Annotated in this window: 19 protein-coding genes; 8 read left to right on the top strand and 11 right to left on the bottom strand. The window is 46.1% G+C overall.

The window, feature by feature from the left end; genetic code table 11:
* Positions 1-142: 142 nt before the first annotated feature.
* Positions 143-1,345, top strand: coding sequence for a mannose-6-phosphate isomerase, class I (gene manA, locus AC1DFM_RS19915; protein ID WP_477078504.1), 1,203 nt, complete (start codon positions 143-145; stop codon positions 1,343-1,345).
* A gap of 45 nt (positions 1,346-1,390) precedes the next feature.
* Here manA and AC1DFM_RS19910 read toward each other — a convergent pair whose 3' ends face one another.
* From AC1DFM_RS19910 to AC1DFM_RS19885, 6 genes are all read right to left on the bottom strand, one after another.
* Positions 1,391-2,344, bottom strand: coding sequence for a quinone oxidoreductase family protein (locus tag AC1DFM_RS19910; protein WP_477078503.1), 954 nt, complete (start codon positions 2,342-2,344; stop codon positions 1,391-1,393).
* A gap of 46 nt (positions 2,345-2,390) precedes the next feature.
* Positions 2,391-4,994, bottom strand: coding sequence for a polynucleotide kinase-phosphatase (locus AC1DFM_RS19905; RefSeq protein WP_477078502.1), 2,604 nt, complete (start codon positions 4,992-4,994; stop codon positions 2,391-2,393).
* Positions 4,978-6,054: a DNA polymerase beta superfamily protein gene (locus AC1DFM_RS19900; protein ID WP_477078501.1), complete on the bottom strand. Its 1,077-nt coding sequence runs from the start codon at positions 6,052-6,054 to the stop codon at positions 4,978-4,980. Before AC1DFM_RS19900 ends, AC1DFM_RS19905 begins: the two co-directional genes overlap by 17 nt.
* On the bottom strand, positions 6,044-6,805 hold the full coding sequence (locus AC1DFM_RS19895) for a nucleotidyltransferase domain-containing protein (RefSeq protein WP_477078500.1): 762 nt from the start codon (positions 6,803-6,805) through the stop codon (positions 6,044-6,046). Before AC1DFM_RS19895 ends, AC1DFM_RS19900 begins: the two co-directional genes overlap by 11 nt.
* Positions 6,806-6,808: 3 nt before the next feature.
* Positions 6,809-8,176: a 3' terminal RNA ribose 2'-O-methyltransferase Hen1 gene (locus tag AC1DFM_RS19890; RefSeq protein WP_477078499.1), complete on the bottom strand. Its 1,368-nt coding sequence runs from the start codon at positions 8,174-8,176 to the stop codon at positions 6,809-6,811.
* 115 nt (positions 8,177-8,291) lie between these two features.
* Positions 8,292-9,443, bottom strand: coding sequence for a hypothetical protein (locus tag AC1DFM_RS19885; RefSeq protein WP_477078498.1), 1,152 nt, complete (start codon positions 9,441-9,443; stop codon positions 8,292-8,294).
* A 140-nt stretch (positions 9,444-9,583) separates the two neighbouring features.
* Here AC1DFM_RS19885 and AC1DFM_RS19880 point away from each other — a divergent pair, with 140 nt between their 5' ends.
* Positions 9,584-10,891 (top strand): O-acetylhomoserine aminocarboxypropyltransferase/cysteine synthase family protein, encoded by a 1,308-nt coding sequence (locus AC1DFM_RS19880; RefSeq protein WP_477078497.1) that lies wholly within the window; start codon positions 9,584-9,586, stop codon positions 10,889-10,891.
* 58 nt (positions 10,892-10,949) lie between these two features.
* Here AC1DFM_RS19880 and AC1DFM_RS19875 read toward each other — a convergent pair whose 3' ends face one another.
* From AC1DFM_RS19875 to lepA, 3 genes are all read right to left on the bottom strand, one after another.
* Positions 10,950-13,415, bottom strand: coding sequence for an AsmA family protein (locus tag AC1DFM_RS19875; protein WP_477078496.1), 2,466 nt, complete (start codon positions 13,413-13,415; stop codon positions 10,950-10,952).
* 203 nt (positions 13,416-13,618) lie between these two features.
* Positions 13,619-14,173, bottom strand: a complete 555-nt coding sequence (locus AC1DFM_RS19870; protein ID WP_477078495.1) for a thioredoxin family protein — start codon at positions 14,171-14,173, stop codon at positions 13,619-13,621.
* A gap of 103 nt (positions 14,174-14,276) precedes the next feature.
* Positions 14,277-16,070, bottom strand: a complete 1,794-nt coding sequence (gene lepA / locus AC1DFM_RS19865; protein WP_477078494.1) for a translation elongation factor 4 — start codon at positions 16,068-16,070, stop codon at positions 14,277-14,279.
* A gap of 249 nt (positions 16,071-16,319) precedes the next feature.
* Here lepA and AC1DFM_RS19860 point away from each other — a divergent pair, with 249 nt between their 5' ends.
* The 3 genes from AC1DFM_RS19860 (at position 16,320) to AC1DFM_RS19850 (ending at position 18,607) form a co-directional block, all read left to right on the top strand.
* Positions 16,320-16,577 (top strand): acyl-CoA-binding protein, encoded by a 258-nt coding sequence (locus AC1DFM_RS19860; RefSeq protein ID WP_477078493.1) that lies wholly within the window; start codon positions 16,320-16,322, stop codon positions 16,575-16,577.
* Positions 16,578-16,712: 135 nt separating this feature from the next.
* Positions 16,713-17,951 (top strand): ornithine--oxo-acid transaminase, encoded by a 1,239-nt coding sequence (gene rocD, locus AC1DFM_RS19855; protein WP_477078492.1) that lies wholly within the window; start codon positions 16,713-16,715, stop codon positions 17,949-17,951.
* Between the two features lie 11 nt (positions 17,952-17,962).
* Positions 17,963-18,607, top strand: coding sequence for a VIT1/CCC1 transporter family protein (locus AC1DFM_RS19850; protein WP_477078491.1), 645 nt, complete (start codon positions 17,963-17,965; stop codon positions 18,605-18,607).
* Positions 18,608-18,670: 63 nt separating this feature from the next.
* On the opposite strand, the gene AC1DFM_RS19845 is transcribed toward AC1DFM_RS19850, so the two are convergent.
* Positions 18,671-19,051: a hypothetical protein gene (locus tag AC1DFM_RS19845; protein ID WP_477078490.1), complete on the bottom strand. Its 381-nt coding sequence runs from the start codon at positions 19,049-19,051 to the stop codon at positions 18,671-18,673.
* Positions 19,052-19,162: 111 nt separating this feature from the next.
* A complete protein-coding gene (locus AC1DFM_RS19840; protein WP_477078489.1) occupies positions 19,163-21,325 on the bottom strand; it encodes a S9 family peptidase in 2,163 nt (720 codons plus the stop codon).
* A gap of 273 nt (positions 21,326-21,598) precedes the next feature.
* On the opposite strand from AC1DFM_RS19840, the gene AC1DFM_RS19835 reads away from it, so the two are divergent.
* From AC1DFM_RS19835 to AC1DFM_RS19825, 3 genes are all read left to right on the top strand, one after another.
* Positions 21,599-21,856, top strand: coding sequence for a hypothetical protein (locus AC1DFM_RS19835; protein WP_477078488.1), 258 nt, complete (start codon positions 21,599-21,601; stop codon positions 21,854-21,856).
* A 59-nt stretch (positions 21,857-21,915) separates the two neighbouring features.
* The gene (locus AC1DFM_RS19830) at positions 21,916-22,530 is read left to right on the top strand and encodes a trimeric intracellular cation channel family protein (protein WP_477078487.1); all 615 of its coding nucleotides are present in this window, start codon (positions 21,916-21,918) and stop codon (positions 22,528-22,530) included.
* Positions 22,531-22,584: 54 nt separating this feature from the next.
* On the top strand, positions 22,585-23,179 hold a 595-nt coding region (locus AC1DFM_RS19825; protein WP_477078486.1), incomplete at its 3' end, for a MarC family protein.

The raw sequence follows: 23,179 nt of genomic DNA, 5'->3' as shown, positions 1-23,179 counted from the left end.
AAAACAAACAATCAGTATGATACATCTCCGGAAATATTTACTTTTCGAGTGGTGCCTGAAATGTACCACTTAACACCTATTTTTGCACGCATATAAATTTATCAATTCTCTGATAATTAACAAGTAAAACAGATAACCATATATGAACGTATTCAGACTGGAAGGAAAAGTACAGCATTATGCATGGGGCGGATATAAATACATTCCGGAGCTGTTAGGCATTGCTCCTACAGATCAACCCAGTGCAGAATATTGGATGGGCGCACATCCTAGTGCTCCCTCTCTCATCACTACTGCCAGCGGAACACTGCCCCTGAATGAACTCATACAACAAGACCCCGCCAATATTACCGGCCCTGCCGTATGGGAAAAATTTAAAGAGCTGCCTTTCCTGTTTAAAATACTGGATGTAAAAGATATGTTATCGATCCAGGTGCATCCAACGAAAAGCGAAGCAGAGAAAGGGTTTGCGAGAGAAAACGCAGAAGGTATTCCTTTAAATGCCCCTAATCGTAACTATAAAGATGACAACCATAAACCGGAGATTATGGTGGCATTGAGCGAGTTTTACCTGCTGCATGGCTTCTTGCCACACGAACAATTGCAACAGGTATTAACTACTATTCCGGAGTTCACCTCACTGGTAAGCATATACGAAAAAGAAGGTTACTACGGTTTGTATAAAAATGTAATGGAGATGCCGCAATCGCTGGTGAATATTATTCTCCGGCCATTGACAGATCGTATGATCCCTGACTATAAAGCGAATCGTTTGTCTAAAACAGATCCAGGTTTCTGGGCCGCACGCGCCGTATTAAATGATCCGGGCAGCATGGACAAAATTGACAGGGGCATCTTCTCTATCTACTTCTTCAACATCATGCAGGTACAAGCCGGTGATGCTGTATTCCAGGATGCAGGCATTCCACATGCTTACCTGGAAGGTCAGAATGTAGAGCTGATGGCTAATTCAGACAATGTTCTGCGTGGTGGCTTAACGCCAAAACATGTGGATGTACCTGAATTGCTGAAACATACCCGCTTCGAAKGCGTACAACCACATATCATTAAAGGCAATGTCAGCGCAGACGGACTGGAGAGAATTTACCCTTCTCCTGCACCGGATTTTGAAGTAAGTAAGATTGATATTCCAGCGGGAAAGGTATACCAGCACCAGGCAAAAGCAGCGGAAATATTAATTGTTATCAGTGGTAACGCTACCGTGAAAGGAGATGATACACTGGCTTTGCAAAAAGGACAGTGCGTATTCACGGTGTATGGGGCTACTTATGAAATCAGTACAGATAATGGCGCCGAAATATTTAAGGCGACGGTAAATATTTAAAGTGATTGGTGCCGTAAACAATTGTTTACGGCACCAATTCATTATTTATTGCATAACAATAACCGTTTTGCCCACGCCCTTTCCTTGCCGGCTCAATGCTACTGCCGCAGGCGCTTCCTCCAGCGTTATTTTTGCTTCCACCGGAATACTCAGTGCACCACGGTCTATCATCAGCGACAGCGTATCCAGCGAAGCTGCGCTACCCTGGGTTTCGAAATTACCTCCATGAATGTTTCTTGATTTAAGCGCTTCTTCATCTGCCACAAAAACGGTGGTCAATGCGCCTGCGCCTGATTTTAAAAGATCCAGGTTAGCGGTAAAACCAGCGCCATCGCTCACCATATCAATCAAGCCATCCAGTCCACCGGGGAACTTTGCTTTCACCTGTTCTGTCAGTGGCGCTTCCTTGTAATTGATGGTCACTGCGGCGCCCAGCTTCTTCATACGCGCAGCACCTGCTTCATCACCAACGGTGGCAATCACCACAATGCCTTGTGCAGCGGCCAGTTGTACAGCGAAAGAGCCAACGCCGCCAGTAGCGCCATTAATCAGTAAGGAATCCCCTTCCTGCAGGTCCAGTTTATCGACCAATTGCTGGGCCGTCATGCCGGAAGTAGGCACTGCAGCGGCTTCCGCGGCGGAAAGACTAGCCGGCGCCAATGTAATACCTGATTTCTCCGGTACGATGGCGTATTCTGCGTAAGAGCCTTCACCAATAGGCATATGAATAAATTGTCCGTATACTTTATCGCCTTTCTTGAAGCGGGTAACGCCCTCTCCTACTTCTTCCACCGTACCAGCGCCATCTACGCCCATGATTAATGGAAACTGGTGTGGCGTTTTCCCATTATCCATAATACCATCAACCATTTTCCAGTCGAAGGGATTCATCCCGGCAGCGGCGACTTTGATCAGGACGGTTCCCGGTCTCACAGCCGGTTTCGGCAGATCCATGACCACTGGTATGTCTTTGAATTTTGATACGGCTACGGCTCTCATAGTTTTATTTTTAAATGTAGAAAGATGTTTAAACGCAATTGTTTCTTTATAAACGCGGATCTACCGGTTCACTCTCCAACGCTAAAATACCAAATACACATTGATGTACCAGCTGTAACGGATCTTTATTTACAAATCGTTCCAGGGCTTCTAATCCAAGCGAAAATTCCCGCAATGCCAGGGAGCGTTTGCCAGACAGTTTGCGCACCCTCAGTCGCTCCAGATTTTGGGCCGCATCATATTCCGGTCCGTAGATGATACGCAGGTATTCCTTACCGCGGATCTTGATGGCGGGTTGTATGAGGCCTTTATCGTCTTTGCTGAGGAAGGTATATGGCTTTATCACCATCCCTTCTCCTCCGGCGGCTGTCAGTTGCTGCCACCAGTTGATGGCCGCCTGCTCACTGTCTTCATTACCGATATCCACCAAGAGATAAGGCGTAGCCAGCAATAATTGTTCATCTCCGGCACAAATATCCTTTATGGCCGACATATGCCATTCATGGTCCTTGTCAAACCAGGTTTTCCCCTCCGTGGCCATGATATGAAACGGCGCCAGCTTATAGTCGCTGAGGGAATCTACCGGCCAGCAATACTGACGATACGCCTTTACATAGTTAGTGGTTTGCTCCAGACGCGCTGTATATTTTTCCAGCAATGCCTGTGCAGGGGCACCATTGCTGATGGCCTGATTCAATGCTGATACTACTTCCGGCAGAGCCTTGCCGGCAGCGGTACCTACAGCCGCGTACTGATCACGCAATAAGGCCTGAGCCTTGGCGCTCCAGGGCATCAGCTCCGCATCCAGGCATACCCAGTCGGTATCAAAGGTGTCGTAAAAGCCGGTGCTGATCAATGCCGCATTGATACGCGCCAGAAAATCCTGTTCGGTCTGCTTGTCGGCAAAGAAAGCGCGGCCCGTTCTCGTATAGATAACTCCGTTACCTTCTCCGGTAACACCAAACCTACGCTCCGCCACTTGTTCATCTTTACAAACAATCACCACTGCCCGGGAGCCCATGTGCTTTTCTTCACAAATCACCTGTGTTACACCCGCTTCGCGGTAATATTGCAACCCTTCTGCCGGATGCTCCAACAATCCTTCCTCCTGGCTGGTTTCCGCCGGCGACATGGTAGGCGGCAGATAGATCAGCCATTTAGGATTAATCGTAAAACGACTCATCACTTCCAGCGCAGCAATACTGTTCTCCTCGCGGATGGTGACATTATGACTATAACGCGTTTGCAGGATGCTTTTGCCGATGAAATCTTCGATATTTAACACGCTATCATACTGTTGCTGTACGCTCAGTACGCTGTTGGCGTTGTAGCCAATAGGACGCGCAGGCACGGCATATTGTTCGAGGGCTGGCACAGATACCAGGGTTCTTTCCGGGTAGCGCAGTGCTGTCAGAGAAGCTCCAAATACGCAGCCGGTATCGATATCGATGGTATTATTGAGCCATTGCGCTTCCGGCACAGGTGTATGCCCATATACCACCATGGCGCGGCCATTATATTCCAGTGCCCAGTTATAGCGCACCGGCAATCCGAATTCATCTGTTTCTCCGGTAGTTTCTCCATACAAACAAAACTCTCTTAYAGCGCCCGAGCCGCGTCCCTGCATGCTTTCCTTCAAGCCGGCATGGGCAACTACCAGTTTGCCGTCGTCCAGTACATAGTGGCTGATTAACCCATCTATAAATGATTTCACGGACTCCAGGAACTCCGGTGTTTCGCTGGTCAGCTGTGCAACGGTTTGTTCCAGGCCATGTCTGAGCTGCACGTTCTTACCATTCAGGTAGCGCAGCAACTTGGCATCGTGGTTACCCGGCACACATAAGCCCAATCCATTATTGACCATGTGCATCACCAAACGCAGCACCTGTGGCGATTTAGGACCGCGGTCTACGAGGTCCCCCACAAAAACGGGCTTACGATATCGCGTGTATCCATCTGCGTTAGTAGTCAGTGGCGAACTGATCAGAGTGGCATTTTCCCGGTCCACTTCATAGCCGAGGGTTTCCAGCAGGTTGCATAACTCATCATAGCAGCCGTGTACGTCGCCGATGATATCGAATGGTCCGTGTTCGTCTTTCTTATTGTTATAAAGTGGTGAGCGTGTAATGGTTTCCAACGCCGCCACATCATCCGGAGAGCGCAACTCAAACACCTGGCGGAAGCCTTCCTCCCGCAGATTCCGGAGCCCGCGCTTCAGCTGACCAATTTGCTGCGGGATCACGTGCCGGCCGAAATTGCGATCGCTGCGCAGGTCATTCCTTCCCTGGCATACGTCTTCCGGCATGTTCAATATAATAGCCACAGGCAGCACATGGTATTCGCGTGCCAGCTGCACCCATTGCCTGCGGGATTCCGGCTGCACGTTGGTGGCGTCAATGACGGTGAGCAATCCCAGCTTTAAACGCTTGGCAGCTATAAAGCGCACCAGCTCAAACGCATCAGCAGATACGTTTTGGTTATTTTCATCATCGCTGATAAGCCCACGGCATACGTCGGAGGAAATAATTTCTGTCGGTTTAAAAAACTGACGGGCAAATGTGGACTTACCGGCCCCTGAAGGACCGATTAATAATACCAATGATAATTCTGGTATAGAGATATGTGATAATTTACTATTTCTTCGAGCCATAATATGCTTCTCTTATTCTAACCAACAGCGCTTCTGCCAGTGCCGGATCAGGATGATCCGGAAGATCTGACGCTGCATAGAGCTGTTGCATGTGATCTAATTTTTGGGTAGCCATTTCTATCAGCGCATCGTAAGTGAATTCACCATTGCGGATACGCAGGAGAAAATCACGGTCGTGTCTGAATACACGCACTTCTTTATATTGGGCAATTTCTTCTGCCATCGTTAACAAACGAAAAGTATGCATCATGTGCTTACTGTCGTAATCCGCACCCAGTTCTTTGTTATGACGATACCGTTCCTGATTACGGAGCGCTTCCCATTGATGATAAGCCGCAAAGTCCTTGCAGTACACCGTATAACCATCCTTATTGAACTGCATAACCGCCAATGGATCAGGTCCCGCTGGAATAGCACTCAGCTGTACATCGTTGGCGTCTGCACCGGAAAAGATACCTCTGAAAGTAACGCCGGCATCAAACTGCTGCTGGTGATACAACGCGTATACATCGCGGAAATGATGGATACGTGCCAGTCCGCAGTCTTCTGCCTGCAGGTTCCTTTCGTGTAGCCATTCACGTAACAATACGCTCTGACCACCTGCTATAACGTAGCAAAACTCAAACACGGATTTTCTTTCGGCAGGATACGACTGATTGATCTTTTTATTCAGTCCCTTTGCCTTTTTCATCTGCATATTGGCATAACCCGCAAATGTTTCCAGACATAACCGGGACAAAAAATCAGCCGGCTTTATCAGATCCATCAAAGGGTGCCGGTATAGTTGGTTATCGGCGCCGGTGTTTAACAGCTCCAGTATATTGGGGTTATTTTTCTCCAATAACTCGAGGAAACGTTTTATTTCAAAATAAACTTCGTCGTTGCTTTGATTGGATACCTGCGGGGTGTAGGTCATTCCATACAAATGTTTTTGCGGCAATATGAAGATGCCTTTGATATCCCGGTCAGATGTGGGCAGCTGCAGGTTATAGGCGCGACTACCACTGACACACTCCAGCAGGATGCATTCCCGTTGTTGTTGCAATGCCTCAAAAGTCATACGAAATATATTTCCGGAAAAGCACATCCAACTCAGTGGTATTATTCCTTACCGCCGGCATTTCACGCGACATCTCTTTACATTGATCCAGCACACCTGCTATCCACTGATGCAGTGCGGGTACAGGTGCGATAGTGGTTTGCTCGTCTGATTTCACTTTCACTTCCAGTAAGTGATCTATTTCGGCCTGTATGGCGGCATCTGTAATCAACGTACGCAAAGTAGCAAACTCCATCGGCGGAACGCCTTTACCGGCCAGTATCCATTGACAGGCCAGCATGGGACGCAACACATAGAAGTACTTCTTCACCTTCACCTCCGTTCCTTCCAGTTCGTTGGTGAACGTGTTATAGGCCATAGACAGGTAGTGATGACAACCCGACCGCGGTGAAAAATATTTATCCATTAAACCGGTTAACTCTTGTTTCAAATCTGTTGCCACCTGGTATACAATAGGCGATTGCAACCATTCATACAAAGGGGCATTGGATTTCAGAAAAAGCTGCAACCCTTTACGGATATCCCATCCGCTTAAATCAAGTACCTCGTCAATCTCCGGTTCAATAACATCCGGTTGCTCGGTGATGCTCAGATAAGTATCCTTATGCCGGGTGTATATAAAACGCACGTCATAGTCGCTGTCCGGCGACGGAAAGCCCCAGGCGCGGCTGCCGGATTCGCAGGCGTATAATATTTTTATCTGGTGAAATTGTTCCAGTTCTTTTATTTTCGCTAATATCTCTTCTTTCATAAATTATCTTTTAAACAGCGCCAGTTGACTGGGTCCTCCCAATACTTCATCTACTTCACCCAAAGGCCTGTAGTTTACAATATAACCAAATTGTTCGGCTATACGGTTGCCCCATTCCTCGAATTCGGCACGGGTCCATTCAAAGCGGTGATCAGAATGCCGGAAAGCGCCAGCTCCCAGTTTCTCATACATTACGTTATACTCCGCATTCACAGTAGTAATGATGATGTGCTGCGGGCGGGCATATTCAAACACTACTTTTTCCAACGCCTGTAAACGCGGCAAATCCAGGTGTTCGATCACTTCTACCAATACGCCGGCGTCAAACCCTGATAAGCGTTTATCCCGGTACGTCAGCGAGCCATGAATAAGTTGTATCCTTGCTTTCTGTTGCTCCGGCAGGCGGTCTATCTTTAATTTGGACTGGGCAATTTCCAGTGCATGATAGCTGACATCCATGCCCAGTATGCGTTTAAAAGCTGCCTTTTCCATGAGTAAGCGTAGCAACTTTCCTTCACCGCATCCCATATCTGCTACGGAACTCACGCCCAGGTCCAGGAGCAGGTCGCGCACTGCTTGCAGGCGAACATCGTGCAGGCGTACTTTTTCCTTCGGTTCTTTTACTTCCGCCGGAAGCACTTCTTCCTTCATAATCATACCCAGCGCTTCTTTGGCCAGAGTTCCGATATTCCGGAGATAGCGACGGGTAATAAATTCTTTGCTGGGATGGGTATCCAGCCAGCCCTGCCCTTTTTCCATGAGCTTTTCTATTTCATGCCCGCCTACGAAATAATGTTTGTCATTATCGCAAACCGGGATCAGGATGTATAGCTGACTCAGAATGGTTTTCAGTGGCAATGTATGACGCAGCGTAACATTAAAGTAGCGGCTCTGCCCCCATTCGGGGAATTGTTCATCCAGGATATAGGATTGTACAGATATTTCGTATCCTAATGGTTCGAAAAACTGCCTTAGTAAAGGTTCTCCACCTTTTACCGGTAAAACGGATAACGTGATTTCAAAGGGCATGGCCTCATCCACCAGGTGGGGCTTGTCTTTGCAACGTCCGTTCATAGCGGAAGAATATGCATGAGCAATGGCGGCACTCATGAAAGACGAGGCCACATAGGGACGGTCATTCACATACTGTTCCAGTGCAAAATCCTGCCCTCCGCCGTTGCGACGCACCAGTTTCACCGGATCTATGTCCAGCAATAACGCGGCTGTACAGGAATGATCTGTAGCTTCAGGATAAAAAATGTGTGCACTACCAGCTGTCAGTTCTACTGTTTGTACTTTAGCGGGATGCTTGTGCAGGAGATAGCCAAGGTCAGTGGCGGGGTAACGTTTAGTCGTAATAGTTAATAACATTGGTCAACTGTGCTTCTTCACGGAAACACGATTTTTTAAATTAGCCAAAAGCTGAAGGCATAAAGCATAAAGCTATTTTAGCGATTGATAAGAGCAAATATAGCTACCGAAGATATTATTTTTTATTGTATGGTGCAAATTGTTGGCGGATAAAATCGTTGAAATTAGTTTTGTTAACCCCAAGCAAACCCTCCACCGCCTTGTAGAAATCGTCATATTGTTTGCCGGCGCTTAATAATTTCTTAACACCTTTCCAGCCGTATTGCCGGTCCGTAAGCTGGCAAATCAGCCCCCCTATTACGTAGCTCACGGTGCTTTGGTGATTTACATCGTAGCCCGATTCCATATCGGCCATGATGTTACGTTCGGGATGTTGGGCATAAAAACCGGCCAGGTGTTGCAGGTGCCAGGATAGTGATTTTCCGCCGCTTCCGCCCAGGTAAGTCGGATATCCCTCACTGATAGCAGGACTCAGGGTAGCCGCGTAAATACTGTTAATATACAGGTGAACGATTTCATGCGGATACCATTCGCTGTTATTGCCGCTAAAGACAATCCGTCTGTCGGCTTCTGCGAGTCCCCCGGTGGTATCAGCCATCACTCTGGCTTCATAATCCCAGCCCTGGATACGATACATCTCTCCGCGATCCACGCATTTATAGTATGTAAACGCAATCGGCGCCACCCCAAACCGACGGGCCAGTTCATGGTTGAATGCCACCGTTTTCGCTGCTGCAGCGGAATCTAACGTAGCCGAATACACGAAATTAACTTCCTTCATCCGGGTCGTTTTCCAATGGGCAGTAAGCACTGGTAATGCATATTTAAAACGGAATCCCTGCGGTGTTTTCACTACAGCAATGCGGTAGATGGCGCGCAGCACGGGTGCATCGCTTTCATGCTGACTAATAAACGCCAGACTCAGCAGATAGCTACCTGCCGGTGAAAGTACCTGAATACCCACCAACACTGGTTTGTAGAACAAGGCATCCTGATATTTGCTGCTCATCTCTATATAATATAAATCCTTGTAAGGGGCAGGATAAGTAGTAAAATCTGATAAAAGCCAATAGTTATTCTTGTGCAGATCCTCATTTTTGGTACTGAGAAAACCATGTAAACTTTTCAGCAGATCCTGATACTCGGCCGCATTGTCTAACGGCACTACGTTAGGATTTATCCGGAAAATAAAAGGTGTATCAGACTGTGCTATGGCGGAAATACTTGCCAGCATTAGCGTTAAAGCCACTATTATTCTACTGTACATGAAAAGTTTTATTGCGGTTTAAGTATCAAAATATCATTAATATTTATATCTTCTGCGATTATCTCACAAAAAGTTTTGTTATTAAAATTAGTCTACTATATTTGTAGACTTTTATTCCCCACCTTAAAATTTTACAGGTTATGTCCACTAAGCCATTACATTTTGACACACTCCAGGTACATGCAGGTTATCAACCGGAAGGCACTACACATGCGGCGGCAGTACCTATTTACCAAACCACTTCTTACACTTTCGACAGTGCAGAACATGCCGCGGATCTTTTCCAGCTGAAGCAGTTTGGCAACATCTACACCCGTATTATGAACCCCACCACGGATGTATTTGAAAAAAGAGTGGCAGCATTGGAAGGCGGTGTTGGTGCATTGGCAGTGGCTTCCGGACAGGCGGCGCAATTTATTGCCCTGCACAATATCCTGTTGCCCGGCGATAACTTCGTTACCTCTTCTTACCTGTATGGTGGTACTTTTAACCAGTTTAAAGTAAGCTTCAAACGCATTGGTGTAGAAGCCCGCTTCGCGGATCTTGACAACCCGGCCAGCTTTGAAGCGTTGATAGATGAAAACACCAAAGCCATTTATGTGGAAACCATTGGCAATCCCGGGTTTGCCATTCCTGACTTTGAAAAAATAAGCGCCATTGCACGCAAACATGATATTCCATTGGTGGTAGACAATACCTTCGGCGCTGCCGGCTATCTGGCCCGCCCGTTGGAACATGGCGCCAACGTAGTAGTGGAAGCCGCTACCAAATGGATTGGTGGCCACGGTACCAGCATTGGCGGTATCATTGTAGACGGCGGTAACTACAACTGGGGCAATGGCAAGTTCAAACAATTCAGTGAACCAGACGAAGCTTACCATGGCATGAAGTTCTGGGAAGTATTTGGAGATCACAGCCCGTTCGGTAACATTGCCTATATCATACGCGCACGCGTGGCCGGCTTACGCAGCTGGGGACCGGCATTAGCGCCACAGAACTCTTTCCTGTTCATTCAGGGACTGGAAACATTATCATTGCGCGTACAACGCACCGTTGATAATGCACTGGCACTGGCCCAATGGTTGGAACAGCATCCACAGGTAGCCTCTGTGAACTATCCCGGATTACCTGGCAATAAATACCACGCATTGGCGCAGAAGTACCTGCAAAACGGCTTTGGCGGCGTATTGAGCTTCCAGATCAAAGGTGGCAGGGAAGCTGCAGATAAATTCGTACAGTCGTTGAAGTTAATTTACCACCTGGCGAATGTTGGCGATTCCAAAACGCTGATCATTCATCCGGCTACTACCACGCACCAGCAATTGAGTGAAGAAGAACAAAGAAAAGCAGGTGTAGCTCCAGGTGTGTTGCGCGTTTCACTGGGTATAGAACATATCAGTGATATCCAGGGCGATATGGAGCAGGCGTTTCAGACAGTTGGTCAATAGTTGTTATCAGTTATAGTATTGAGGCCATGTAGTTTTGTACTACATGGCCTCATTCGTTTTAATCTCCGGTATCAATATCGGTGGCATTTCCCGTTACTTCCTTATCTCCTTTTCCCAGTTTAATCTTCACCTTTCCATCTTTATCTGATACCGCGCGTAAATGGATAATAATCCCTTTACGGCTACGGCGGCGTTTCTCTTCTTTATCGGTAATATCCGCGTCTTTGGCGGGATTACGCAACGGAATATCCAGGTTAATATTAGTGCCTCCATCAATGCCGTATACACCGTTTACATCGATGTTAATGGCGCTGGACGCAATCTGCATAGGCGGAATCATGATTTTGTTGCCGGCTACCTGGAAGGTATTACTCAGGTTTTCAAACATGATACTATCCAGATGTCTTTTGCGGAATGCGAAATTACCGATGTCGGCCAGTGGCCCAAAGTTAATCAGGGCGCCATTTCTCAGGTTAAAATTAACAGTCCCATATAAGGAATTCTTCGCCAGCGAACCGTTGTCCAGTATATTTCCTTTCAGATTTACTTTAGCAGACACATTCCCTTTCAGGTTATCCGATTTAAGACTCGTCATGCCGAAGTTGTTAAAGGCATAAAATAATTGACTGATACCTACATTGCTCACAGTGGCATCTATCTTGAAATTATTATTATTCCCCTGCTGGTGCATTGTGCCAGCCATCTGTATACTACCTCCGGCATGCTGCAATGCAATTTGCTTTAACAAAATATCTTCATTGGTGAGCTCCACACCAGCTTTTACGTTTTGCGCGGCAAACCGTTGATAGATGACCTTATCCAGTTGCACATTCATCTTTACATTGCTGGAAGCCAGCACCACATCCAGTTGCCTGGATACCCGTCCCATTTTAGCCTGCTGCTGGCTTTTAGTAGGCTTCGCCTTTTGCCTTACACCAAGGAAGCTCTTGAATTCATTGAGGTCTACCAGTTGACTACGGATGTTCCAGGTGAGTTCTATTTTATCCGGTGTAGTAAAATATAAGTTCAGTAAATTTTTGATGGCGCCATCCATTTGCAGACTACTCTTTTCCGTTTGTACCTGTATATTTTCCAGTTGCAGGTCTTGTCCTGTGAAACGCAGCGTGGCATTGGCATTGTGGAAAGATAAATTACGGGGCCCATAAGTAAATGCACCTTGCTTTACGGCTACTACACCCTGCAGCGAGGAAGGTGTATTGTCATCTTTCAACACAGGCCCGGTATAAAACAAATCCAGGTTGGCGCTACCTGACTTGAAAACAATAGGTCCGTCTGACGCAGCGTCATTGAGTTGTACCAGCTGGAAATCTGAGCGGAAATGTCCGTGTAATAATGGCTGCTTTAAATTTACCACCCGGATCGTATCTACTTTGATGGGAATACCCGCCAGTGTAGCGTTTAGCTGGAAAAGATTGACCGAGGAATTTTCATCAGTATGTCCTTGTCCGGGCAACACTTCGTTATTAAATCTACCGGTGAAATTACAGTTGGTCCACTCTCCCATGGTCGTCACCAGTACGTTGTTGGTGGTTTTCCAGGTGATGACCACTTTGGGGGTATCCCTGAATTTCATATGCCCGTCGAGGTTAGCCTCGGCATCCAGCGGCCTGGTGAGGGTAATGTTGCTTAATTTGGTACTGATATTGGGCGGTAGCCAGGTTGCCGCATCCTGCAGCAACACTTGGTTGGCCGTGATTTTTAACTGAAAAGGCGGTGGTTTTTCTCCAAATCCAAATTGCCCGGCAATCTGCACCGGGTGGTCATCTATCCTGATTTCCTGGGAAGGAACCATGAGTATTTTAGTGCGTTTATTAAAGATGACCGACAGGTTCAACTGCATTTTTTTGTTTTTCAGATAGCTGCCTTTGTTGGTATTAAAGGCGAAGCTTTTAGACAGGATATCAGACAGCATGGTAAATTGTATGGAGCTGTCGGTCGACTTCATTTTCCCATCCAGGCGATTGATATCCAGGTTAAATAGTTTGAATTTTTGTTGATTATCGATAATGAAACTTATGTTGCGCAGGGTCAACTGTTCGATATTGGCATCTTTTGAAGTTGTTTTTTTCTTTTTCTCTCCCCCGGAGTTTTGCAATACATAGGTATTGGAATACCCGGAGGTGTCGGTATAGAGATAGATTTTCCCATCCTGTAAGGTGATCTCATTTACATCTACGTGCTTGCGTAGCAGTGATAACGTATTTACCCGTACGAAAATATAGTTAACGTCCAGCAGGGCATGGTGATGCTGCTGCCAGAGGCTATCCTGCAATACTACTTTTTTGAGGCCGATAGATACATTGGGGAAGCTTTTCCACACGGAAGGTTCAATGTCTTCGATGGTGATAGTACCATTCAGCCGCTCGTTAAGCTGCCCTGTAATTTGCTTGAGGAAGTTCGCTTTGTTGGCATGAATGTACCAGGTCATACCGAGGAATAACAACAACAGCAGGGTTATCAATACGCCGGAGGTAATAAGGGAGATCCTGAGCCATTTTCGCATACGGTAAGGTTTAAAGGGTATAACAGATGATCTGTTAAACAGTTCACCCAGTTATAAAACCATCCGCGTGCCACAAATTTTTATGCCATCAGAAAAATAGCGATAAAACGTGCAGGATATAATAGGGAGTGGTTTCCGGCAGCAGGCAGGTGACTACGGTAACACATCTCCTCATAGTATTACCTGCCTGCTGTGGATCATGATTAATGGGCAGCTTGTGGCGCTATTTTAGCAAAACGGGTACGTACTGCTTCCAGTTCTCCACGTTTCATTTTAGAGGTTTTTTCTAGCAGTCCCACGAAGTAATCGACTTCTTCTTTTTGTGCAGGGCAACCCACATTCTGCAGTTTACCACTGGCATCGGCCAGGCGGCTATCTGCAATGAAAGAGCCATCTGCATCGAGTATCACCCAGAAAGGGATACCTTGCTGATCGCCATGATACTTCGCCAGTAATTCAGTACCGCCCGGGTTTTCCAGTACTTTCTTTGGTCCGTTTTCTGATACCGTGATATGACGGATTTCGTAGTTATCTGTAAATGCTTTTTTAACAGATGCATCATTCATAGCGGTATCCATTCTGTGGCACCAGCCACACCAGGAAGCATGAAAGAGCACAAATACTTTTTTATGTTTTTTGGTAGCTGCAGTACAGGCTTCTTTTACTACCTGGTCAGCTGCAGGCGGAGTTGTTGATTGCTGGGCTTTTGCGGAAAATGATAAAGCGGCAATAGTTAATGTCAGTACTAAGGAACGCATGGGTGATTGGTTTTTGATCAATGATTATAAAAAAAATTAGCGAAGATAAAAGCAAAATTTACGCTTTCATCTTCGCTAATTAAAAATATAATGAAGAACGGTATTAATCGTCCAGCTTCAACACTGCGAGGAATGCTTCCTGTGGTATTTCTACGTTACCGATCTGGCGCATACGTTTCTTACCTTCTTTCTGTTTCTCGAGGAGCTTACGTTTACGGGAGATGTCACCACCATAACATTTAGCGGTTACGTCTTTACGCATCGCACTAATGTTTTCGCGCGCCACAATCTTAGCCCCAATAGCAGCCTGGATGGCGATCAGGAATTGCTGACGTGGCAAAAGTTCTTTCAGTTTCTCGGTGAGCTTACGACCGAAATCCTGTGCACGGCTTCTGTGGATCAGCGCACTTAATGCATCCACTTTATCAGCGTTCAGGAGGATATCCATTTTTACGATATCGCTATCCCGGAAACCAATCGGCGTATAGTCGAAGGAAGCGTAGCCACGGGTCTGGCTTTTCAGCTTATCGTAGAAATCGAATACGATTTCTGTCAGCGGAATTTCAAACATCAGCTCTACACGGGTGGTAGTGAGGTAGCTCTGGTTAAGGAGGTTACCACGTTTGCCCAGGCAGAGGGTCATGATGTTACCGATATACTCGGGTTTGGTAATGATTTGCGCGCGGATGAAAGGCTCTTCGATTCTATCCAGTTTGGTAGGATCGGGCATTTCACTCGGGTTATTTACAATGATGGTACCTTCACGGGTCGTATGTGCAATGAAACTTACGTTCGGAACGGTAGTGATCACGGTTTGATTAAATTCTCTTTCCAGTCTTTCCTGGATAATTTCCATGTGCAGCATACCGAGGAATCCGCAACGGAAGCCGAAGCCCAGCGCCTGTGAGGTTTCCAGCTCATAGGTCAGTGAGGCGTCATTCAGTTGCAGTTTATCCATACATTCGCGCAGCTCTTCGAAGTCTTCTGTATTTACCGGATAAATACCCGCAAATACCATTGGTTTTACTTCCTGGAAGCCGTTGATTCCCTCTTCACAAGGGTTGTTGGATAAGGTGATGGTATCTCCTACTTTTACTTCTTTGGCGCTTTTGATACCGGTGATAATATATCCCACGTCGCCAGTGGAGACTTCTTTCTGGGGGGCTAATCCCAGTTTCAGGATACCTACCTCATCAGCGAAGTATTCTTCTCCGGAGTTGAAGAAGCGGATTTTATCTCCTTTCTTAATGGTTCCGTTGAAGATGCGGAAGTAAGCGATAATACCGCGGAAAGAGTTGAAAACGCTGTCAAAGATCAATGCCTGCAAAGGTGCGTCGTTGCTACCTTTCGGCGCTGGAATGCGACTAACGATACCTTCCAGGATCTCTTCAATACCGATACCGGATTTACCGGATGCCAGCAGGATATCTTCTCCTTTTACGCCAATCAGTTCGATGATCTGGTCTTTTACTTCCTCGATCATAGCGCCCTGCATATCAATTTTGTTGATGACAGGAATGATTTCGAGGTCGTTCTCCAGTGCCAGGTAAAGGTTGGAGATGGTTTGTGCCTGGATACCCTGGGCGGCGTCTACCAGCAGCAATGCGCCTTCGCAGGCGGCCAGTGCGCGGGATACCTCGTAGGAGAAATCCACGTGACCGGGAGTATCAATCAGGTTAAAAATATATTCTTCCCCGTTCTTAGCGGTGTAGCTCATCTGAATGGCGTGGCTCTTGATGGTGATTCCTTTTTCACGTTCAAGGTCCATGTCGTCCAGTACCTGCGCCTGCATATCACGGTCGGAAATAGTCTTTGTAAATTCCAATAAACGGTCTGCCAGGGTACTTTTACCATGGTCAATATGGGCAATGATACAAAAATTGCGAATATTCTTCATATGATGTTTTGCTGTTCCTTAGGCCTGATGCAAATTTACTACACGAAACCTTTTCAGCGGGCAAAGGTATTGAAATTAGTTCATTAGTTAATGGGTTTAGTGATTATGTTTTGTTGTTTGGTTTTTAGGGAGATAGGAAGAAGACCAGCGGCTTTTTTTGATATATTAACTTATAATGCTCAACTTTATAGACATAAGGGAAAAATGAAGGCACTAACCCGTTTTGTTAAATTTTAAAATTAAGCGAATATGGAACTCACTCAACAGTTCGAACAGGCACTGGCAGACAGTAAAACACTGGCGGAAAAACCTTCCAATGAAATTTTGTTGCAGTTATACAGTTTGTATAAGCAAGGCAGCACCGGCGATGTAGATATTGATCCCCCGGCTAACCCATTTGATTTTGTGGCCAAAGCCAAATATGAAGCGTGGGCAGCACTGAAAGGTACCGGCAAGGATGCGGCGATGCAGCAGTATATCGACCTGGTAAAGAAGCTGAAGGCATAAAGCATAAAGCAAAAAGCTATTGCAGCGAGTGCTCACTGCGGATATTGATACGCTTCAATCACTCGCTGCAATAGCTTTTTGCTTTATGCTTTATGCTTTCGGCTTTCTATAAATTTCCCGTACTTTTGGCTTATTATGATACCATCCTACACGATAAGCGAAAAGTCTCAACATTACCTGGCGCTGGAAGAACAGTATGGTGCCCACAACTATCATCCGTTACCGGTTGTACTGGACCGGGGCGAAGGCGTTTTTTTATGGGATGTGGACGGCAAACGTTATTATGATTTTTTATCCGGATATTCTGCGGTCAATCAGGGACATTGCCATCCTAAAATCATTGCGACCCTGATTGCTCAGGCGCAAAAGCTCACCCTTACCTCCCGTGCGTTTCACAACGATTTATTGGGAGAATATGCGCAATACATAACTGCCTATTTCKGATTCGATAAAGTATTGCCGATGAATACCGGCGTGGAAGCGGTGGAAACAGCGCTGAAGCTATGCCGTCACTGGGCTTATATGGTAAAAGGCATTCCGGAAAATAAAGCAAAAATTATTGTCTGCTCCAATAACTTCCACGGACGTACGCTGAACGTTATTTCGTTTAGCACTGATGCTACTGCCCGCAATAACTTTGGCCCGTTTATGCCAGGTTATGAAGTGATTCCGTACAACAGCTTAACCGCGCTGGAACAAGCGTTACAGGATAAAAATGTAGCCGGCTTCCTGGTAGAACCTATACAGGGAGAAGCAGGCGTGATGGTGCCCGATGAAGGCTACCTCTCCAAAGCAAAACAATATTGCCAGGATGCCAACGTATTGTTTATCGCAGATGAAATCCAGACAGGACTGGCCCGTACCGGCAAAATGCTGGCCTGCGACCATGAAAATGTACGTCCGGATATTCTCATTCTCGGAAAAGCCTTATCTGGCGGCACCTTACCGGTAAGCGCCGTGCTGGCGGATGATGAAATCATGCTCACCATTAAACCAGGTGAACATGGCTCTACTTACGGCGGCAACCCGCTGGCCTGTAAAGTAGCCATCACTTCCCTGCAAATACTCAAAGACGAAAAAATGGCAGAGAATGCAGCCGCGATGGGGGCATTGCTGCGCAAAGGTCTGCAGGATCTGCAATCTCCCTATATTACCACCATACGGGGTAAAGGATTACTGAATGCTATCATCATCAAGCATGATGATCCGGAAGCCGCCTGGGATCTGTGCTTAACATTGAAAGAGAATGGCCTGCTGGCCAAGCCAACACACGGAGATAAAATACGATTTGCACCACCACTGACCATCAACGAAGGCCAGATTGCTGAGTGCGTGCAGATCATCAAAAGAAGCCTGGAACAGGCTTTCAGCTAGTTTATTGTAGTATGATAGCATCACAAAAAGCCATCCGGAGTTCCGGATGGAAAACAGACTTTTTAATCGGTTTTCCCGATGGGCTTTTCCTGTTGTTCTTTGCTACACAGGTGATCCAGGTATTTCCCATTGAAGTGCAAAGCTTTTATACGCTGCATCTTTTCATTTGGGCAATAGGTGGCATACTGGTGATGATCGGCGCTTTCCACGCTAATAAAGGGGATGCACAACACGACAGCGCCCTGCTATCTGACCAGGAAAGATCCAAACTACAACGGCTCGATATTAATGCAGGTACCATTGCTCAGATAGAACAGGAAATGGAGAAAGATGCCCAAACCTGGGAACAGATACTGGAGCAGGAAAAGGTAGTGGAAACTACGTTTAAGCGTTCCCGTGCCATACGACATGCATTGCTGACCGGCTTCTTTTTTTGGGTGGGTGGTGCGTTGTCACTGGGGCCTTATTTTTCCAACGAAAACTTCCCCGCTGCCTCACAAACCAGCATCATGCTGGTTTTCCTGGGATTAACTGCTTTTAGCTTTATAAAAGCCAGAATCACCGCTCAACGTCCTTTACCCATCGTATTGCGTTACTGGATCATGGGCGCCGGTGTGCTGGCAGGCGCATGGATACTGCACAAAACCATCTTCTGAAAATAAAAAATGGTGTCAGGAAAATCTCCTGACACCATCTATATAAAATCAATTACTATTATCTCATTTAGGCGAGCGAGTAAACAACACGCAGGCAAATGCCACCAAAGCAGCGCCCAGTGATACATACAAGGCCATTCCCGGTTGAGGACACTCCCCTATCTCGCAACGGGAATACAACAAAAGATTTCTGAATGTCCACGCCACCAGAAACCCTACAATAAACAGGTTAATCCTCGATACCCATCTATTCTTTATCACAAAAATAACAATTGCCAATACGGATAAAATGATACTCAACCTGCCTGGTTCTCCGTAATTGGAGCCGGCTCCATTCATACCGGTAAATGTCAGATGCCTGCTTTCTACATAAGACCACGGCAAAAAAGTGCACGCAATTACCAGCAACACTGCCAGTATACCAATAATACCCGTCCTGGACATATTTTTCTATTTAGGGAGGCAAAGGTAAGCTTTTAGCGATTAGCTTTAAACAAAATGCCGCGAAGACCAACATATAATGATCTTCACGGCATTTTGCCAAAAGCTAATGGCTTATTTCGCTCCCGGCACACAATGCGTGCGCAGGTAATTGGTATATAAAGTAGACAGGTGCTGGAAAGTACCAGGACCTTCAGAAATGCTGTGTGTACGGTTAGGGTACGCCATGAACTGGAACTGCTTGTTATATTTGATCAGTTCATTCAACAACATTTCCGCATTCTGATAATGTACGTTATCGTCGCCGGTACCATGGATGTACAGCAGATTACCACTCAGATTACGCGCATAAGTAATAGGCGAACCTTTTACAAAGTCTTCGCGGTTTTCTTCCGGTAACCCCATGTAGCGTTCCTGGTAGATGTTATCATACGTAAGCTGGTTGCCTACTGCAGCGATAGCAATACCGGTTTTATAAATTTCCGGATACTGGAACATCAGGTTCAATGTCATAGAACCTCCACCGCTCCAGCCCCATACTGCTGTGCGTTCAGGATCAATAAACGAATATTTCTGCATCAGCGCTTTGGTCGCCATCGCCTGATCTCTGGCGTTGATCAGTCCTACTTTACGGTAAATACATTTACGCCATTTACTGCCTTTAGGCAATGGTGTGCCACGATTATCCATGCTGACGTAGATGTAGCCATCTGCTGCCATATCGCCATCATACAGGAAGTTACGGCCTGCGCCAATAGCATCCAGCGATGTAGCACCCGCAGGTTCACCATATACATAAAATACCACCGGATATTTTTTAGCTGCGTTGAAATCAGCCGGTTTGCTCATCCAGCCGCTCATCGTAACACCATCCACCGTAGTGATCTGGAAAAATTCCGGCTTATTAGGAGCATCAGCCGATTTGGTGATAGCGTTCAACACTGCATTGTTGCTGCTTTTGTGCGCTGGCAGCTGTACGCTTTCACTTACCGGATAAGTATAGGCGTTGCTGAAATCATGAAGGGCCCAGGCGCCGTACGGAGAAATTTTATACTCATGGCTACCCGGTTGGTTAGCAGGGGTAATACGTTCTGCTTTACCACCTGTTAAAGCTACCTTATACAAATATTGTTGGGTAGGGTTTTCGGGAGAAGCTAAAAAATAGATGACGTTATTCGCTTCATCAATTTTAGCGATGCTGATTACATCATAGTTGCCTGGTGTGAGCAAAGTAGCTTTTCCATCTTCTGTATTAATATTATACAGATGACGCCAGCCATCCTGTTCGCTTACCCAGATAAACGACTTATTGCCTTTCAGGAAGTCCCATCCGGCAATGTTATCATCGTCCCAGCGTGATTTCACATCTATCCAGGCGCTGTCTGATTCCTGGTAGAGGGTACGTGTTTTACCGGTAGCAGCGTCGCACAACATTACATTGCTGTGGTTTTGTTTGCGGTTCAGCTGCTGGATGATAAGGGTATTTTTACCTGGCACCCATTCCATGCGGGGAATGTAATGTTGTTGATTATCGCCGGGAACCTGCATCCAGGTTGTTTTAGCAGTTTGTATATCTGCAACGCCAATGCGGCAGGCAGAAGGACTTTCACCTGCTTTTGGATATTCTACGGGCACGGTGAAGGAATAAATAGAATCAGTGTTATCGATCATGAGGAAGTCGCGGATCTTGGTCGCATCAATTTGCCAGTAGGCGATGCTTTTACCGTCGGGGCTCCAGCGGAAGCCGTCGCGGCAACCAAATTCCTCTTCATAGGCCCAGTCGAAAGTACCGTTAATAAAGCGGCGGGTACCATCCGTGGTGATAGGCGTTACGGCATCGGTTTGCAGGTCTTCTACAAAAATGTTATGTCCGCTTACATAAGCGGCCTTGCTTCCATCAGGAGAAAGCTTGGCGAACATCAGTGAAGAGGCGGGCTGTTGCTTGCCCAGCTGTTGCAATTTTCCGGAGGCGATATCAAGCACCCAGTAATCACCGCGGGTTTCATAGCGCCAAACTTTTTTTGAATTGGTGTACAGCAGTATCTTTTTTTCATCTGCCGAAAAATAAAAATCCTTCAAAGCGAGGCCATGATAAGCGGCTGCAGGAATTTTCACCGTGGGAGCTTCCCCGGTTAAAGGGTTCGACTCAATACCTGAGGGAGTGGCCTTGTAGAAGGACTTCCCATCCAGGCTCCATCTCATGCCCTTGCCTGGCTGGGCCTGCATAGGGAGATAGTAGCATACAATTAAAACGAGGACTAATGTTAGTTTCTTCATTATGTAAGAATAATGTGCAATGGTAGCCAAATTATAAAAGAAAAAAAATCAACAATATGAGAATGGTTATGTAGATGTGTCGGCGGTTAACTTCGGAAGATATTATATATTTTATTTTTTTTAGGCAATGTGGATAAAAAATCACCCTTTAGTTGGAATTTATGTATTTCTTTTTTTCTATTTTTATGTTAGAATTAATAATTAAATAATGAAAACCAACCGGTTAGCGAGAAAATAACCGGTCCACTAAATCCTACAGAAAAACCATCAGTTATGATTCAGATAGCCTTATCTTATAAAAACCGTGAGTACCTGCAATTCGAAGATAGCTCATTGGCGCTGATTGCGGAAACTACCCGTAAACTCCTTTGTGCCTTACTGGAAGATATTTATGACCTGGTGACCAATGAAACCGGGCGGTTTCTTATTTACCTGGACCATCATCCGAAAATTGAAGTAGAAGGATTTAGCCGAGATCTGAGTGATCAGATTGAGCGCACCTTGCGTGGGGAGTCTGCCTTTGACTACTAGAATTTTCATATGATGATTTAAAGTATTCTTATCTTCGACCGCAAATCAAGACAAGGAGAATGCAGCTCACCTTTATTCAGGGATTAGAATTACTAGGCACCTTTGCATTTGCTGTTTCGGGCGCAACAGCAGCTATCAATAAATCATACGATGTTATTGGCTTACTGGCGCTGGCTTTTATTACAGCCATCGGCGGCGGTACGATACGTGATCTGTTAATCGGGGCAACACCGGTTGCCTGGATGACAGATGAGTTAAGCAACACGGCTATTATAGTAGCCGCCATTATTGCCGCTTTGTTTTTTTCTTATGTAAAAAAACTCACCCGCCTTCTCAGTACATTCGATGCCATTGGTTTGGGCTTGTTCACCATCACCGGTATCAACAAAGGTATCGCTGCGGGGTTACCTATGCCCGTATGTGTAGCGTTAGGCGTTATTACCGGTACTTTCGGCGGGCTGCTCCGTGATGTCATCTGTGGCGAACAACCCATTCTTTTTACCCGTGAAATATATGCTGCCGCCTCTATTGCAGGTGGCATTTTATACCTGTTGGCCGGTCACTATACCGGTATCCCCGGAGATATCTCAAAAAGTATAGCCGTTGCCGTTATAGTCGGGATACGACTCGTGAGTTTAAGAAATAACTGGCAGCTCCCCCGTTTACGGGCATAAAAGAATTCTTTAATTCTTATTTAGCTGGTAAATAAAATTTATTATATTGCTGATATGATGGCATTATTTGATAATTACATTGCATTTGCAACAACGGTATTCATGGGATTACTGGCAATCGTCAATCCTATTTCTGCCATCCCCGTTTTTATGGAGCTGACCTCCAACATGGACAAGAAAGCAAAGCGCAACATTGCCACCAAGTCGGTGCTCATTGCCTTTTGCATCATTCTTGTTTTTAGTGTAGCGGGTAAACTCATCTTCCATGTATTTGGAATTACATTGGCGGCCTTGCGTGTGACGGGTGGTATACTCGTTTTTGTGATTGGTTATGAAATGGTGCGCGGAGAAAAAGAGATTAAATCAGAAAATCCTAAACTGGGTGCGCAAACTGTAAAAGCAGATCAGGGCATCAGCGTAGCCATTACCCCACTGGCCATGCCGCTGCTGGCTGGTCCCGGCGCCATCACTACTTCCATGAGTTATTCTGCCGCCAAAGATCTTACACACCTGGCTATTGTAATAGCTATTTACGCTTTTATATGTTATATCACCTATCTCCTCTTTATTGCAGGTGAACGCATTGTAAAAATAATCGGCACCAACGTCATGATGGTAATTACCAAAATGATGGGACTTATCCTCGCCG

The sequence above is a fragment of the Chitinophaga sp. 05T412 genome, from assembly GCF_056396465.1.
Note: the sequence above shows the minus strand (reverse complement) of the source record. Positions and strands in the feature narration are given on the sequence as shown.